We start from the raw sequence: 17,721 nt of genomic DNA, 5'->3' as shown, positions 1-17,721 counted from the left end.
CATCAATGAAGTTAATACGAATTGGGATATGCTTTTTATTGTTGGTGGGAGCTTGCTCGCCCAAACAGAAGCCTAACGACAGTGCAAAGGCAGATAGTCTGAATCCTGCTATCAGTAGTAAAGTCGGTCCTAATGCCGGTAAAGTAATTTGTACGGATGAAGTATTCGAGCAAATAGCCGATATTGCAGAGGGGCAACCAGAAAAATTCATTCATCATCCGGATTCATTTTACAACATTATTCCGAATAGCCCTAAGACTCTGTATCAGCAGGAATTGTATGTATATATACTTTCTAATATGGGGTATCAGCTGCGTGAACATGCCGATATTCTCCAAAGTATTAAGTATTATGAAAAAGCATTGCAGGCTACGAAGACTTATGCATTGACAGATGTTGATATCGACAACGATATCGTTATGCCCTTGGCAAATCTCTATATACGCATTGATGATAATAAAAAAGCTATTTCGCTTTTGGAACAGGCCATCAGCACCGTCAAAACAGCACAAAATTTCAGTTCCTTTACCAACAATCTAGCCAACGCATACATTTATGACAACAATCCATCCCAAGCAAAATCTATTATTTTAAATGCATTGCAATCTAGCGCGTCTCTAAAACCCTTATTATACAACACACTAACTTCCATATACTGGAGTGAAGGCAAGATCGACAGCTGTAAAATCTACAATCAAAAAGCCCTTGCAGAATTTAAAAAGACAACTTTGACCGGCGATTCCATTTTATGGTACACCAATGCACTAAGTATGTTCGGTCGTCTATCGTCCAGTAAAATACCGCTCGAAACATCCTTAAAGCTATTGGAGAAAACTTTTCCTACCCGAAAATTAAGAGAAAAGGCCAAGCTACAACTTGAACTCGCTACTATTTACTATACACGCAGCGAATCCAACAAAGCGCTTAGCGAATATAAAAACGTATTATCCTATTTCTCTACCACCGATAAATATCAGTTAGATTATACCTATACACAAGCGTTAAGTAAAATTGGAGATTGCTACGCTAACCTCAACGAACTAGATTCAGCTATTACGTATTATCAATGGGCAATAGAAAACGACTACCGTACACAACAGCTTATTGTTAGCAAAGAGAACCAGTTAAAAAATAACATTTGGCATAAGAATCTCATCGAAAACGCAATCGCGATATGTGAGCGGAAATTGGAAATTCAGCCAAATGATAGCACTATCCATACAACGATGCTATGGTGCATAGAATTGGGCAAAGCCAGGATGTTGATTACCGAGATTAACCGTTCGGAGAAATGGGACTCGCAAGATCAGCAACTACAACAGGCTATCCAGATTATCCGCACATCGTATCAAGGCCTCACTGAACTTGATGACAACAGCCAGCGAGAAAGATTGGAAAAACGGATAAAAAGCTTATTATTGGAGTTTCAGCTATCGGAAAATTATTTCGAAAAAATAAGCGCACCGCTCGTTCAGCATGAATTTATGGAACAGCTCCGAGGACAAGGCGCCGATTACTACAGCTATTTTATTCACAAAGACAGCTGTGTCACGATCTTAGGTCTATTGAATAAGAAAATCACCTATAAAAAACTGAGCGATAAAAACGTTATTACCACAATTGCAGAATTCAAAAGGTCCTATTTTGGCGATACACCAAATGCCTATAATTTATCTCCAGCTAATTACAAAACAACTGCGCATAACATAGCGGAATACCTACTTCCTGGTATTGCACACGCAAAGCCTAATATTTTCCTATCACTAGATGGTATATTTCACGGGCTCCCCTTTGATGCATTATGGGATTCCGATTTTCTGATTAAAAAACACAACTTTTCTTATCTCAATTCCTTCTTACTGTTTGATATTCTCCCTAATAACATGGTTCTATCCACTCCCATTTCCATCTTACATCGGTCGGAGTACCAAGCACCGCTACCGAGCCTCCATTTCGTAAAAGAAGAGGTGAAAAATATAGCCGATAAATTTCTATCGCAAACAATAAATCTCCAAAGTCAGCATGATTCCGTATTGTCCGAAGAATTCTCCTCGCAAAATGTTATTCACATTGCAGCGCACGCGATCTTGGAAGAGGATAAAGATCCGTATATCTATCTTAAAAACAAGGTTTCAACCAATCAGCTTTCCTACTATGAGATGAATACACCATTGGTTTTTCTGTCTGCCTGCAACACTGGGACAGGAAAACCGCTTCCTTCTGAAGGGACGGAGAGTATACATCGGGTATTTTTGAGCCGAGGTGTTCCGTCTGTCATTTCTACCTATTGGTTTGCAAATGATGAAATGATGTTATCCCTTACGGCCTCATTTTACGAACAATTATATAATATAGGTTTTCCAATGGAGGCACTGGGACAGGCAAAAAGAAACTTTTTGGCTACAGCCTCTGACAAGCAAGCGAATCCTTGGTATTGGGCAAATATCAACTACGCGGGGGTAAACAATGAAATAGGTTTGAAGAAATCTTCAAACCTACTCCTTTATTCTAGTATAATAGTAGCGTTTCTAATTATGCTACCGCTCTTTTGGCGCATAAGATCGAAATCTTAGGGACGGGATATTTTATAGAGAAAAATAAAGTATCCGATGATAAACTTGATCAATCCCTGTGGTTTTTTCTTTGATCTTCCGTTGTATTTAGCATCTTTCATAATAGTATGTTATTTAGTTGGTTCGTATAATACGTTAATAGTCAAAATTCGCTACTACAGCGCCAGTATTTTTATTTCAGTCCTTCTGTTTTGTTCATGCATTTCTTCAGAACAATTCACATTGTTACCGCAGTGGTTTATCAACCTGCTTTCCCCGTAGCCTTTCGCCACCAATCTGTCTTTTGCTACTCCGCGGTTAATAAGATATTGTACCGCAGATTCAGCTCTTCGCTGAGATAGCTTTTGATTGTATTCATCATTGCCTCTACTGTCGGTGTGCGATGACAACTCAATACGTAATGTCGGATTCTGTTGAAGTATAGAAACGACATTTTCGAGAATAATTGCAGCATCTGCGCGGATAGTACTCTTATCAAAATCGTAGTGAATATTCTTTAACACCCATTCCCCTCCTTCGACCAGATCACACACACCCATTTTCAGTGTTACATAAAGCGTCTGGCTACGATCTAGACCTTTTGTGTTCACGATTTCTGTCTGCGAATATTTTCCGGCTTGATTTGCCACGACAGAAAAGGTTCCATTTTGTTCCAATTGATAAATAAACTTACCCTCACTATCCGATATCTGAGACACATTTGTCTTTGAACTGTTGTTTGTCAATATCGTATTGACTCCAGCAGTATTTTTTTCGATTGCACAGTCAAATGTTTCACCAATTAACGTGAAGCGCGGATCATCGTGATAAATCTCTTTAAAAATAATACTGGAGGAAGAGTTAAAATCTTCTTCCGTTAACGTGAGCAGTGGCGTTTTTATGCCATTCTTCTCCCCTATTATCTCATATCTTCCCGGGATTATGGCGGAAATACGCGCTGCCTGACCATTTGCATCGCTTATAGACCTTTCTTCCACGTTTGCCCCTTTCACAGATACCGTTACCCCACTCAATGCTAGATTCGTTTGTTTGTCTTTCACCACGATCTGTAGCCCTTTATCCGCTCTTTTTACGATATCGTCGTACTGCTGAACGGGTTCTGTAACTTGGGAAGGTGCCTTTCTTCCGAAAATATATTTCACCCCCATGCCTACATTTACGCTTTGGTGAAGCGTGGAAGTCATCACTTTTCGCTCTTCATAGTGATCGAAGAAACTTTTTACTTCTGTATCCGAAGCAATAGGATTTCTCTCAACGTGCTCTTCAGTAGTAAACTGACTATTTTTACCAGCGAATTTAGTGCCGAAGGATTGTAGATAGTCCACATGAGCAAAAATTGCAAAATGCGCGTTGAGCTTGTAATTAAATCGCAATCCTCCAACTCCAGCCCAGGTCATTGCCTTATTCGTCGAATCATTGACTGTAGTTTTGATATCCATTGTAAAAGGGGATACCATAGCATCTTCATAATAGAGCGATCGGGTATATTCCGGAAAATGTTGTTGCATGATCCCGCCTTTTATATACGCTTCAAATTGAAAGCGATTCTTTTCATATTTATACGTCGGTCCTATACCGACAAAATAATGAACAAAATTATTCTTTTTATAACCTGTGCTTAGATAGCCATTGGCAAAAAACAGAGTATCTTGCTTAGTAGCACTATGTGATAAGTAACGTGCATCCAAACCAAGACCGAATGTGTTGCCCTTAAAATATTTGTCGAGAAAAAAACCAGAAAAGTAGCCTATCTTGGCTTCACCTACTGATTTGTATGTCCCAATGGGAATGCTTACGCCTCCTTGTACACCTATTTGCAGATCCCCTTTGGAGCTTTTGTCCTGTGCATGTGCTAAAATTGTAAATCCAATTAACATTAAAGCGAGTAAAATTTTTTTCATACCTTTTAGTTTTAAATTCTTAATTACAGTTATCTGCGTTTCTACCTTCCCAATCAGATGTCTATCCGACCTAGATAGGGAGTCTTTCGTGCTTAATCTTGTCAGACTCATTCGTATATCAAGAGTGATCTGAAATTGTTACCCCTAGAATTAAAAAAACTTCGTGTCTACCTGTGACATCAAGGGTACCGAAAATTTCGTGGAGGTTCCTGAGAGCCCTTGGGCAATTAATTATAAGGCCTTTCCAAAAAATTCAGCAAATAGAATGTGTCACCTATTAATCTTTTTCATAAATTGCGTACTTTATAACTAGAATAGAAATGAGCGCGACAGAACAACTTTCAATTCGCGTAGAGCCAACGCAACAATCAAGACTCTCGCAGGTAGATTTTAACAATTTAGTATTCGGAAAAATTATGTCAGACCACATGCTGGTCGCTGAATACAATGACGGTGAATGGACAAATGTCAGCATTCTGCCTTATGGAGATTTAATGTTCAACCCGTCTATGTCGGCACTGCATTATGGGCAGGCTATCTTTGAAGGGATTAAAGGATATAAATTTACAGATGGTACAGTTAGCATCTTCCGTCCGGAAAAAAACTGGGAACGGTTTAATAAATCGGCTTCACGCTTACAGATGCCTGAAGTGCCGGAAGAAATTTTCTTAGGAGGATTGAAAAAATTATTGGATGTAGACAGAAATTGGGTACCGTCTAAAGAGGGGACTTCATTATATATCCGCCCTTTTATGTTTGCTACAGAAGCGGCATTGGGTGTTCATCCTTCTATATCATATAAATTCATTATCATTACATGCCCGGTAGGGGCTTACTACAGCAAACCAATCAGTTTAAAAGTAGAAACCCATTATACGCGTGCCGCAGAGGGTGGAGTTGGTTTTTCCAAAAATGCGGGCAATTATGCATTATCCTTATATCCTACCAAATTGGCCAACGACGAGGGATATGACCAAATTATGTGGACTGATGCAAACGAGCACAGATACATTGAAGAAGCGGGCACTGCAAATCTTATATTCCGTATCGGCGATACCATTATCACGCCTCACGGAGACACCATCCTCCATGGCGTTACACGACGCACGATTATGGAATTAGCTGACAAATGGGGCTATAAAGCAGAACAACGCAAAGTGTCCGTACAAGAGTTAATTGACGGTATCGAAAACGGAACCGTTTCCGAAGCATTTGCTGCTGGTACCGCTGCTACGATTACGCATATCTCACGTATTGGATTCAACGGGCAGGATTACAATCTACCTCCGGTAGAAGGTCGCGAGTTCTCCAACAAGGTCTTGAGCTACTTAAATGATCTACGCTACGGCAAAATCGAAGACCCATTCGGTTGGAATTACATTGTTTAATTGTTCAAATCAACTATAATATTAAATCCCAAGCAGTTATTCTGTTTGGGATTTTTGTTTTCAATGAAAGCAGGTTAGTAAAGGAAACAGAAGGTTTTATTCAATCAGTTTTTTTCCTCGCCTTGCCTCTCCGTCGTTGCCACGACAGGGCCTTCTTTATTCCTTTGATGAATAAAGAAGCAAACAAATCAAGGCTGGTACCGTATTTGTCGTTCTGGCGACGCGATGATGCTGCGCGCAGCTCTTAGGCCTCAGGCGCACTATCCCATTTCAAAGGCTGAGATCTGCTTGGTTAAGTGCTAATTGTACGGTTCTGCAGCACATCATCTGCGGCCTGCACGTCCAAATCCGCTAAGGCCGTCCTTTTAAATTCTGCTGAAGTGCAAAGGTTGTACAAAAAATACACTATCCTTTCATATTCGACAAATGTCGCCTTAGCCATTTGCCAATAGCAGGAGGAGGCACTAGCCATTCTGGCAAATGGGTACAGCGACGATTTTTGCTTCTTTTTAGGAAAAAGAAGTCGCCTTGCGCCGGCGAAAGAGGCGCATAAAAATTGATTAAGAAAATCCTTCCTTAAAAGCATCCCACTTAAGAAACAAACCGATTGAGATACGCAACTATCTTATCTTTTTCATTCGGTTGAAACCACGTCGTATTCCCATATTTGTTAAACCAAGTGATCTGGCGCTTGGCATAGCGACGCGAATTTTGTTTGATTTTGTCAACCGCTTCCTGAAAGGAAATGTTCCCGTCTAAATAGTCGAATATTTCTGCATATCCAACCGTCAGTAATGCAGGCTTATGGCGATAAGGAAGTAGGGACTTCACTTCTTCTAACAAACCTGCCTCGATCATGTTATCAACACGTAAGTTAATACGATTATACAAAGTGCTTCGCTCCATATTGAGACCGATAGTAACGACCTCAAATGGTCTTTGAGGAGCGGATTTATTCTGGTAATAAGACGACATCGGTAGCCCCGTTGTTTCGTAGACTTCCAAGGCCCTAATCACACGTTGAGGATTGTCGATATCCGCTATAGCATAATAATCTGGATCTATTGCTAAGAGGCGTTCCTTCAAAGGATCAAGCCCATATTGCTCGAAGTCTTTATTAAGTTGACCCCGAATACCTTCAGGAGCCTTGGGAAGATTATCCAGACCTTCACACACTGCTCGAACAAACAACCCGGAGCCGCCGACCATGACGACAGTTTCGCACTTTTTAAATAGTTCGTTCAGTAATTCCAACGCATCGCGCTCGAAGTCTCCTGCAGAATATTCTTGATCTATGGAATGGGAATCGATAAAGTGATGTGGGGCTGCGGCCAGTTCTTCCGCGTTGGGTTTTGCGGTGCCGGTATGCATCTCTCGGTAAAACTGCCGCGAATCAGCGGAAATAATTTCTGTATTAAAATGCTGCGCCAAAGAAATAGCCATAGCGGTTTTTCCAACTGCTGTCGGGCCAACCACTACGACAAGTGTCTTTTTGGTTATTGTATTGTGCGCATTAATAACTCTCTTCTCCTCCGAACTCTTTTGATGATTCCTCTTCTCCACCTTCTTCATCATCGACAACGTCAAAATCATCCTCTTCGTCTACGCCATACTCTTCGGCTATCTGATCAGTATCATCTTCTTCGTCATCGTCATCGACAGTGTCAGTCACAGGGAAATTGGCTGCCGCTAAATTACGAGGAGCCTGACCGACAACTTTAAATAAAGACGGATATTCTTTACCCTCTTCTTCCTTCAGAATCTTAATGAGCTCCACGTGAAAGTCATAGGGTCGATCAAAATTATAGATATAATAAAATTTTTGATGGGGATCATCTATAAACTTACTCAAACGGATATTTTCCATTAGCAATACGCCCTCACCTCTCTTACGTGTAGAAGGTTGTAAAGCAATCTCAATCCCCTTCTTCCATTGGTCATTACTAACGTAGAATGAAGATGATGCATCCTCTGGATATCCTGTGCTCTTGTGAATTTCTTGATGTAATTCTAAAAAGGTACTTTTTGAAGGCATATCAATGTCACGATATATATCTTCATAATCTTCAAAAGTTACTCTAAATCTATAAATTGCCATATTAATAAGTCTCGTTTCTAAGCTTGCGCCCAATCACCGTTTAAAATTAAAAATTATTTTGAAGTCTCTAAAGATAAAGTGCGTTTTGGTACCAAATTTAATTCTTTCCCACGGCTTACCATAAAATGATATGCTGCCTCACGATTATTTGGAATATCTCCTTCCAAAATCGCTTCGCGAATAGCATTCTTGATAATTCCGACCACCTTGCCCGGTCCCAATCCAAAAACTTGCATGATATCTTCGCCCGTCACGGGGGGCTGCCAGTTACGGATCTGATCTCGTTCTTCTACGTCTTTAAGCTTTTGTTTTACCAGCTCAAAATTATTTCTATATTTCTTCTTTTTAAATTCATTTTTCGTTGTTACATCCGCATGACACAACAACATTAAAGTCTCTATATCATCCCCAGCTTCAAAAAGTAAACGCCTGACAGCAGAATCGGTTACAATCTCCTGCGCCAATACAATCGGACGCAAATGCAACTGTACCAATTTTTGCACGAATTTCATTTTGTCATTAAGGGGTAACTTAAGTTCGGCAAAAAGTTTGGGCACCATCCGGGCGCCTTTATCTTCGTGTCCATGAAACGTCCACCCTATGCGTTTATCAAAACGCTTGGTTGCCGGCTTAGCGATATCGTGCATAATAGCAGCCCATCTCAACCATAGATCAGTAGACATTTCAGCAACATTATCCAAAACTTCCAATGTGTGATAAAAGTTATCCTTGTGCCCTTTACCATCAATTACATCTACACCATGCAGATCATACATAGCTGGAAATATCAATGCTAATAATCCAGTGTCAAATAGATACTTAAAACCAATGGACGGTTTACTTGACAAGATAATCTTGTTTAATTCGTCTATAATACGTTCCTTAGAAATGATTTTAATCCTATCTTTTGTATCCGATATGGATTGAATTGCCTGGATGTCAATTTTAAAGTTCAATTGCGTAGCAAAACGGATTGCCCGCATCATGCGTAAAGGATCGTCCGAAAATGTTTCCGTAGGCGCTAAAGGGGTACGAATAACACGGTTTTTAATATCTTCCACACCATTAAACGGATCCAATAATTCGCCATAGTTATGCCCATTAAGCGAATATGCCATAGCATTAATGGTAAAATCGCGTCTATGCTGATCGTCTTTCAGGGTACCGTCCTCTACAATGGGCTTCCGTGACTCCCGTCGATAGGATTCTTTTCGAGCCCCCACAAATTCGACATCCAGGCCATCGTAAACCAACATGGCTGTTCCGAAAGATTTATAAACTGCCACCTTGGTACGTAATTTTTCGCCTAATGCATTTGCAAAATCTATTCCGCTTCCTATAACTAAAATATCTACATCATTTTTGAACGGACACCCCATAATGCGATCCCGCACGTATCCACCAATGACGTAGCATTCAGTTTTTGTGTGTTCTGCCAATTCTTTAATAATGGAAAATATAGGGTGTTGTAAATGTCTAATAATTTGCAATTTTACTTATTTTAATAGATTAATCCCTATCCTTTGAAAGTTTACGAAACGCTAATGGATTTTTTGACAATTCGGCTTGCTCCCGACGATTTTTGACGATATGCACCGCAGCAAATATCGCTTCTAAAAATGAGTCGTGAGACGCTAAATTCTTCCCAGCAATATCATATCCTGTTCCGTGATCGGGTGAAGTCCGCACGATGGGTAAACCTGCGGTGTAGTTTACGCCCTTACGGCTCGCAATATGTTTAAAAGGGATTAAGCCCTGATCGTGATACATTGCTAGCACACCATCAAATTTTAGATAGGTATCCGCAGCAAAGAATCCATCTGCCGGATAAGGGCCAAAACAAAGGATCCCCTCCTCTTTTGCCTTATTAATGGCCGGACGAATAACTGTATCGTCTTCTGTTCCTATAATACCATTATCACCAGCATGCGGATTAAGTCCTAATACAGCAATCTTCGGTTTCTGAACCCAGAAATCAGTTTTAAGGCTCCCGTTCATCAAACGAAGCTTTTTTAGTATTGCCTCTTCTGTAATCTGATGGGCAACCTCTTTGACAGGAATATGCCCAGTGACCACGCCGATACGGAGATCATCACAGATCATGAACATCAGTACATCATCCGAATTCGTTTTACTTTGCAGGTATTCGGTATGACCGGGAAACGAAAATCCTTCTTGCTGAATATTATGCTTGTTGATTGGAGCAGTAATCAACGCATCAATTTTTCCTGCATTCAAATCTTCGACGGCTCTCTCGAGCGAAATAAAGGCGTATTTCCCCCCTATCTCATTCTCTTCACCCAATGTAATCCGGACATCCTCCTGCCAACAATTGATGATATTGGCACGTTTGGGATTCGCTTGTTCTGCACCATTGATTACATTGAAACTGAAGTCATTGATATTATTTGCTTTACGGTGAAAAGAAGCATTTTTAGTATTTCCATAAACGATAGGTGTAAAATATTCGATCACACGATTATCCAATAACGATTTGATAATCACCTCAAGTCCTATCCCGTTTATATCGCCTATACTGATACCTACTTTTAATTTATCACTCATCTTTTAAAGCTTTATTCGCTCAAAAATAAACAAAAAACAGCAGAAAACTAGTGATTTCTGCTGTTTTAAGAATTCTTATACATAACCATTTAGCTTACATTACTTTTTTCACAAAGCTTACTATTCTTCATCCAAGAAGATCTTTTTCCCCTCCTTATTTAAATAGTATTTTTTTTTGTCCTTATTTAAAAAGACCTCAAATCCATTGTATTTTTCACCTGTTGCCTTATCTTCCATTTTCGGAGAAGGGACAGCTTTAGAATCTGGGAGTGATTTTTTAGGCGTTATCACTTTTGTTGTATCAGGTTTATCACTTTCACGTTTTGGTGATTTTAGAAGCTCCTTTGTTTTTTTGGGAGGAGGCGGAGTCTTGCTCTGCTCTTGCGCATTGACATTTGTCCATCCCATCATGGAAACGGCCACTACTATAGCAGCGAGGTTCCTTAGGTTTATCAACCTTTTCATATGTTTATAATTTTATTTCATATTTATAATTGCACAATAACAATACCATATCTATCTAACTAACAACATTTAAAGACAATATTTTTTGTTATTAAACCTTAGTTAAAAAAGCAATACGTGGAGGATATTTAGGTGTTATTAATATGTTTTATTAAGTGTTGTTGATTGTCAAGATGTTGTAGGTTGGGAAGATATAAAGGAATGATTATTTTGTACAGTCTGTCGCTTGGGCCGCGACGTGGCCTAAACTTTTTCTTGATAAAAAGTTTAACAAAAATCAAGGCTGATACCGTATTTGTCGTTCCGGCGACGCGATGATGCCGCGCACAGCTCTTAGGCCTCCGGCGCTCTGTCCCATTTCAAAGGCTGAGATCTGCTTGGTTAAGTGCTAATTGTACGGTTCTGCAGCACATCATCTGCGGCCTGCACGTCCAAATCCGCTAAGGCCGTCCTTTTAAATTCTGCTGAAGTGCAAAGGTTGTACAAAAAATACACTATCCTTTCATCTTCGACAAATGTCGCCTTAGCCATTTGCCAATAGCAGGAGGAGGCACTAGCCACTGTGGCAAATGGGTACAGCGACGATTTTAAGAATAAATATTTGTTTTCAATGGAATTCTTGAGCTCACTACGCTCGGTTTGCTTCTTTTTAGGAAAAATAAGTCGCCTTGCGCCGGCGAAAGAGGCGCATAAAAACTGATTAAATAAAACCTTCTTTTTTCTTCCCCCCCTCTCTAACAAATTACAACAGTCGCAAAACATAAAATAGTATCTTTGTATCAAATAGATATTATGAGTACTGTACGCGCAAAAAAACACCTCGGTCAACATTTTCTAAACGACAAAAATGCTGCTCAACGCATCGTAGAAGCATTAAACCCTTCATTGGGATTCAAACAGGTGTTGGAAGTGGGACCGGGAATGGGTGTACTCTCCGACTTCTTACTCCAGCATGAGGAGTACCAAACCTATTTAATCGATATCGATGATGAGTCCATAGATTTTCTTGCAGACAAGTATTCGCAATTAGGCGACCGCCTAATCCATGGGGACTTTTTGGCGTTGGATTTTAGCCAATATTTTGGAGACAAAGTGGCCGTGATCGGTAATTTTCCCTACAACATCTCTTCTCAAATATTATTCAAAATATTGGAAGAGCGAAATCGCGTGGTTCAAATGGTTGGCATGTTTCAAAAAGAAGTTGCCGAACGATGTGTTGCCAAACCAGGCAGTAAGGAATACGGAATACTAAGTGTTTTTCTACAGGCCTACTACGACGTCGAATATCTTTTCACGGTAAAAGCGGGGGCTTTTAATCCGCCACCAAAAGTATTATCGGGGGTAATGCGTATGACACGCAACTCCCGAACTGTTCTGGATTGCGATGAAAAACTCTTTTGGAGGGTGGTAAAGGCTGGATTCAACCAACGCCGCAAGACGCTTCGGAATTCGTTATCGGGTGTTATTCCAAAAGATAAAATGAGCGACAATCCCTTATACGAATTGCGAGCAGAACGCTTAAGCGTAGAAGATTTTGCACGATTAACAAACGAGATTACTAACGCATAATGTGATGAATATAGATAGTGAATTTACAATTATTGGAGGAGGGGTAGCCGGATTAGCCGCGGCCATAGGCTTCCAAAACAATCGTATTGATTTTTCACTATTTGAGCAGGCAGATCAACTAAAGGGGATTGGAGCAGGGTTTGGTTTAGCGGCAAATGCGATGCAGGCGTTGGAATATTTAGGCATGCGGGAAGACATCGAAAAACTGGGACATCACCTGGATTCCTATAAGATTCTAGACGACAAAGGAAAGGTCTTAGTAGCTCCCAATACGAAAACATTAAGTCAGAAATACAATCAGCGAAATTTTGCCATCCATCGTGCTGATCTCCATCTTTATCTGTTGTCTCAAGTAGAGACACAATCACTACATTTTGGCAAAAAAGCGATAGATCTCACCCAACAGAAAGGATTCATTACTATTCACTTTGCTGACGGCACAACACATTGTACCAAATACCTTATCATTGCTGATGGCGTTAAATCTCCGCTACGTCAGAAACTGATACCAACTGCTGTCCCGCGCTATGCAGGTTATACCTGCTGGCGGGCTACAATTGACAAAAGCGGAATTGCGCTGCAAAACGGAAGTGAAACCTGGGGTCAAAAAGGACGATTTGGAATGACACCGCTTACCCATAAACGCATCTATTGGTACGCATGTATCAACGCTACATTTCAGAATGAGACTTATAGAGATTATACAATAGCCGACTTACGGCGTCACTTCAGCCATTACCACGATCCGATTCCCGAAATTTTATCTCATACACAGGATAGCGATCTGATATGGAATGATATTGTGGATATAAAACCGTTGCGACATCTTGCTTATGGCAATATTCTCCTGTTGGGAGATGCAGGTCATGCAACTACACCTAATATGGGACAAGGAGCCTGTCAGGCACTAGAAGACGTTGCGGTGCTGATGGATGAACTTACTGAAAAAATATCTGTAGCAAAGGCTTTTCTAGCCTTCGAAAAAAGAAGACTTCAGCGCACAAGATATATTACAAAAACGTCGAAACGTATTGGAGAGGTGGCTCAATGGGAAAATCCTTTTATGATCTCACTACGAAACACCATTCTAAAAAATATACCTTCTAAGATGAGTCAAGCAAATTTAGAAAAACTACTTTCCGTAGATTTTATGACCATTAATAAGTAATTAATTATGAGCACCAATATTCTTATCGTTGATGATGTGCACCCTGTTTTGTTGGAGAAGCTAGACAGAGAAGGAATCCAATATACATATGAGCCTACCATAAGCAGATCTGAGGCGGAAACACACATTTCGCTTTACACGGGTCTGATCATACGTTCAAAATTTCAGGTAGATCGAGAATTTATAGACTTAGCACCGGCATTGCGATTTATCGGTCGTGCGGGAGCAGGAATGGATAACATCGACGATGAATATGCTGCGCAAAAAGGAATTACGTTAATCAGTGCTAATGAAGGGAATCGGGATGCCGTTGGAGAGCATATGATCGGCATGCTGCTGAGCTTAATGAATAATCTCAACAGGGGTAATCGCGAAATAGCTGAAGGCAAATGGCTAAGGGAAGAAAATCGCGGCTACGAACTCAAAGGTCGGACGGTGGCTTTAATAGGATACGGCAATAATGGACAGGCGATGGCAAAAAAGTTATCCGGATTTGACGTCAAGACCATTGCTTATGACAAGTATAGAACTGGTTTTTCGGATGCATACGTCCGGGAAGTATCGATGGAAGAAATTGTAAAACAAGCAGATGTACTTAGTTTCCACATCCCCTTAACTAGAGAAACGAGAGGTCTTGTTGATGATGAATACCTTTTTCACTTTCGAAAACCGATTTTCTTTTTGATGGGTGCCCGCGGAGGCATTGCACATATACCCGCTGTACTAAAAGCCCTTGGCAACGGTAAAATTCTAGGCGCCGCATTTGATGTCTTACCCGTAGAAAAATTCCCCGCCCTCAGTCAGCAAAAGTGGTATTCCGACTTGATTTCACGAAATAACGTTTTAGTAAGTCCGCATGTCGCGGGCTGGACGTTTGAGAGTTATTATAAATTGTCTGACATCTTGGTGGATAAAATAATCCAGTACCTGAACTGTGTCCGAAATACTTAGCGCTATAAATACAGTAATAAACCACAGATGAGGAATTGGATAATCAATGCCATATCCAAAAGATACACATGGTGATACTGCTTAATGTGCGGGAATATCATAAACCGCATAGCCAGCACGATGATCAAATTCGTGATTAAGAGGCCTATTTTTATATAACCTTCGTAAGGAGAACATAACACGAGGATAGAATGTACCAGTACGAGTGTATAGCACAATCGAATCGATTTTTTCTCCCCCAACATACGGGGAATAGTTTTGAGGTGGTAATATGAATCTTGCTGCATATCACGTATATCAAAGGGTAAGGTACAAAGCAGTAAAAAGATGACTTTTGCAATCCCCAAATAGTTTGCCGCATACCAATCCATGTTACCCCCCTCCGCCCATAATTGTACTACCGGCAGACCGACGCTACTTAAAGACCAGATAATTGCTATGTGAAAGAGTTTGAGTCCGGGTAACTGACGTAGTCCGCCCCGCACGCCGTTTATCTTAAAAAGAGGCAGTGCATAGCTTAAACTTAGCAAACCTATCCCGGCCAAAAAGAGCAGGGTATACAGGTGGACTTCTATTAACGCGCAAGCCAACAGTACAAAAGCAAGAATACTGTTCGTCCACAGCAACCATTCATTTTTGAAGATCCATCTCGTCCTTAAATAGGGTGATTCGTGGGGATGTTTAGGCTTAGAAAGTAATAAGCTAAAGTTATACAGCAGAAGCGTAGCAGTGCCCTCAATCATCAAAATATCCGAATTAGGAACTTTATTCAGCACCATATATGTCAGTGCACACTGCACATACGCAGCTGTACCTATCAATAGATTACTGAAAATAAAGAAATAATATACGTTCTTGACTATACCCATCTCGTTACATTTATCGAGCAATTTAACATTCCCATCCTCGGATGAATATTATGAAAATTAGTAATTAACATCAAAAAAAATTAAATTAGCTCACATAAGAACTTATCTACTGTTTGCAATAAATATATGGCAGAAATAGATAAGTTTTAACACAAAAATAGTATAGACCTATAAATTTTAATAAAAAAGATGAGTTTTCAAATAAATTCTTTTGAGGCGTATCAAGAAGCTTACAAAAAAAGTGTTGATCATCCGGAACAGTTTTGGGGAGAAATTGCGGAGAATTTTTTCTGGAAGAGAAAATGGACGAATGTACTGAATTGGAATTTTACCGAGCCGGACATTAAATGGTTTGAAGGAGGTAAGCTTAATATTACAGAAAACTGTCTAGATCGCCACATCTATAATCAAGGCGATAAGCCCGCAATCATCTGGGAACCGAATGATCCGAATGAAGCGCACCGTATTCTTTCGTACAAGCAGTTGTTGCAAAAAGTAGAACAATTTGCCCATGTCCTAAAGAACAACAATATCCGTAAAGGCGACCGTGTATGTATTTACTTACCGATGGTACCTGAACTAGTTATTGCGGTATTAGCGTGTGCCCGTATTGGTGCAATACATTCTGTCGTGTTTGGTGGGTTTTCAGCACAATCCATTGCAGACCGGATCAATGATGCCAACTGTAAACTCGTGATTACTTCGGATGGTGGTTTCCGCGGCACGAAAGTATTGGAACTGAAATCCATCGTGGATGATGCACTGATGCAATGCAAGACGGTTGAAAAAGTAATCGTATTGACACGTACACGTACGCCAGTGTCGATGATCAAAGGCAGAGATGTGTGGTGGGAAGACGAAATCAAAAAAGTAGAGACACAAGGAAATCCGTCTTGTCCTGCAGAAGAGATGGATGCGGAAGACACGCTTTTTATCCTCTATACATCGGGCTCAACGGGTAAACCGAAAGGCGTTGTGCATACCACGGGGGGGTACATGGTGTACACAGGATATACTTTTTCCAATGTATTCCAATACCAGCCAGATGAAGTCTATTTCTGTACAGCAGATATTGGGTGGATTACGGGACATTCCTATATTGTATATGGCCCACTCTCTCAAGGAGCCACTTCGTTGCTGTTTGAAGGAATCCCTACTTTTCCCGATGCGGGCCGATTCTGGGATATCGTCGACAAATTCAAGGTAAACATTCTTTATACTGCCCCTACCGCGATCCGTTCGCTGATGGCATTTGGCGATGATTTCGTCGATAAATACGATCTCAGCAGCATCAAAAAACTGGGATCCGTTGGAGAGCCGATTAATGAAGAAGCTTGGCAATGGTACCATGATAAAATAGGTAAAGGCAAAGCGCCGATAGCGGATACCTGGTGGCAAACGGAGAACGGTGGTATATTAATAGCTCCTATGGCAGGTATTTCACCGACCATCCCAAGCTATGCGATGTTACCCCTTCCGGGAGTTCAGCCCTGTTTGATGGACGAGAATGGACAGGAAATTGAAGGGAACGATGTCTCGGGAAACCTCTGCATTAAATTTCCGTGGCCGGGTATGTTGCGCACCACATGGGGCGATCACGAACGCTGCAAACAAACCTATTTCTCCACCTATGAAAACAATTATTTTACAGGCGACGGTTGCTATAGAAGTCCGGAAGGCTATTACCGCATCACTGGCCGCGTAGATGATGTATTGAATGTTTCAGGCCATCGCATTGGTACTGCTGAAGTAGAAAATGCCATAAACATGCACTCCGATGTAGTCGAATCGGCTATTGTTGGCTACCCTCATCCAGTTAAGGGACAGGGAATTTATGCCTATGTAATTGCCAACCACCATATCGACGACGAGAGCACACGTAAAGATATCTTACAAACGGTAACCCGTCTGATTGGTGCTATTGCTAAACCAGATATTATCCAATTTGTAAATGAGTTACCGAAAACAAGATCAGGTAAAATCATGCGGCGTATTCTGCGCAAGATTGCAGAAAACGAGCTTTCAAGTTTGGGCGACACCTCCACGCTACAAGATCCAACCGTGGTCGAAGCGATTGTTCAGGGTGCTGAAAAAATTAGGAAGTAAAACAAAGGAGGGGCAACAAAAAAATGTTGCCCGCTCTTGTTTATGTTATGCGGATCTAAAATTTTCAT

Annotated in this window: 13 protein-coding genes; 6 read left to right on the top strand and 7 right to left on the bottom strand. The window is 40.7% G+C overall.

Translation table 11 applies throughout. From position 1 onward, the window contains the following. Positions 1–5: 5 nt before the first annotated feature. Positions 6–2,573, top strand: coding sequence for a CHAT domain-containing protein (locus C4F40_RS02185; protein ID WP_196937730.1), 2,568 nt, complete (start codon positions 6–8; stop codon positions 2,571–2,573). Positions 2,574–2,728: 155 nt separating this feature from the next. Here the strand turns inward: C4F40_RS02185 and C4F40_RS02180 are convergent, their stop codons facing one another. After that, complete coding sequence (locus C4F40_RS02180) at positions 2,729–4,474, bottom strand: OmpA family protein (protein ID WP_196937729.1); 1,746 nt, start codon at positions 4,472–4,474, stop codon at positions 2,729–2,731. Between the two features lie 320 nt (positions 4,475–4,794). Between C4F40_RS02180 and C4F40_RS02175 the strand changes: the two genes are divergently transcribed. Continuing rightward, positions 4,795–5,862 carry a branched-chain amino acid aminotransferase gene (locus C4F40_RS02175; RefSeq protein WP_196937728.1) on the top strand — a complete coding sequence of 356 codons (1,068 nt, stop codon included), beginning with the start codon at positions 4,795–4,797 and terminating at the stop codon, positions 5,860–5,862. A 591-nt stretch (positions 5,863–6,453) separates the two neighbouring features. Here C4F40_RS02175 and miaA read toward each other — a convergent pair. The 5 genes from miaA to C4F40_RS02150 form a co-directional block, all read right to left on the bottom strand. Continuing rightward, on the bottom strand, positions 6,454–7,437 hold the full coding sequence (miaA, locus tag C4F40_RS02170) for a tRNA (adenosine(37)-N6)-dimethylallyltransferase MiaA (RefSeq protein ID WP_262894802.1): 984 nt from the start codon (positions 7,435–7,437) through the stop codon (positions 6,454–6,456). After that, entirely contained in the window at positions 7,376–7,960 is a 585-nt protein-coding gene (locus C4F40_RS02165; protein WP_196937727.1) for an IS1096 element passenger TnpR family protein, read from the bottom strand. The genes miaA and C4F40_RS02165 overlap by 62 nt, the downstream gene beginning before the upstream one ends. Positions 7,961–8,013: 53 nt before the next feature. Continuing rightward, entirely contained in the window at positions 8,014–9,444 is a 1,431-nt protein-coding gene (locus C4F40_RS02160) for a CCA tRNA nucleotidyltransferase (RefSeq protein WP_196939236.1), read from the bottom strand. A gap of 25 nt (positions 9,445–9,469) precedes the next feature. Further along, complete coding sequence (pdxA, locus tag C4F40_RS02155; protein WP_196937726.1) at positions 9,470–10,525, bottom strand: 4-hydroxythreonine-4-phosphate dehydrogenase PdxA; 1,056 nt, start codon at positions 10,523–10,525, stop codon at positions 9,470–9,472. A gap of 120 nt (positions 10,526–10,645) precedes the next feature. After that, a complete protein-coding gene (locus C4F40_RS02150; protein ID WP_196937725.1) occupies positions 10,646–10,990 on the bottom strand; it encodes a hypothetical protein in 345 nt (114 codons plus the stop codon). A 792-nt stretch (positions 10,991–11,782) separates the two neighbouring features. Between C4F40_RS02150 and rsmA the strand changes: the two genes are divergently transcribed. Genes rsmA through C4F40_RS02130 form a run of 3 tightly spaced genes read left to right on the top strand, consistent with a single transcriptional unit; the run spans position 11,783 to position 14,678 of the window. Beyond that, positions 11,783–12,559, top strand: a complete 777-nt coding sequence (gene rsmA / locus C4F40_RS02140) for a 16S rRNA (adenine(1518)-N(6)/adenine(1519)-N(6))-dimethyltransferase RsmA (protein ID WP_196937723.1) — start codon at positions 11,783–11,785, stop codon at positions 12,557–12,559. Between the two features lie 4 nt (positions 12,560–12,563). Beyond that, positions 12,564–13,727, top strand: a complete 1,164-nt coding sequence (locus C4F40_RS02135) for an FAD-dependent monooxygenase (RefSeq protein WP_196937722.1) — start codon at positions 12,564–12,566, stop codon at positions 13,725–13,727. Between the two features lie 6 nt (positions 13,728–13,733). Next, positions 13,734–14,678 carry an NAD(P)-dependent oxidoreductase gene (locus C4F40_RS02130; protein ID WP_196937721.1) on the top strand — a complete coding sequence of 315 codons (945 nt, stop codon included), beginning with the start codon at positions 13,734–13,736 and terminating at the stop codon, positions 14,676–14,678. A gap of 2 nt (positions 14,679–14,680) precedes the next feature. Here C4F40_RS02130 and C4F40_RS02125 read toward each other — a convergent pair whose 3' ends face one another. Continuing rightward, positions 14,681–15,547 (bottom strand): UbiA prenyltransferase family protein, encoded by an 867-nt coding sequence (locus C4F40_RS02125; RefSeq protein ID WP_196937720.1) that lies wholly within the window; start codon positions 15,545–15,547, stop codon positions 14,681–14,683. 189 nt (positions 15,548–15,736) lie between these two features. On the opposite strand from C4F40_RS02125, the gene acs reads away from it, so the two are divergent. After that, positions 15,737–17,653: an acetate--CoA ligase gene (gene acs, locus C4F40_RS02120; protein WP_196937719.1), complete on the top strand. Its 1,917-nt coding sequence runs from the start codon at positions 15,737–15,739 to the stop codon at positions 17,651–17,653. The last annotated feature ends 68 nt before the right edge of the window (positions 17,654–17,721 follow it).

Origin of the sequence: Sphingobacterium pedocola (assembly GCF_015209965.1) — a bacterium.
Lineage (GTDB): Bacteria > Bacteroidota > Bacteroidia > Sphingobacteriales > Sphingobacteriaceae > Sphingobacterium > Sphingobacterium pedocola.
This window is presented reverse-complemented; position numbering and strand designations above follow the sequence as displayed.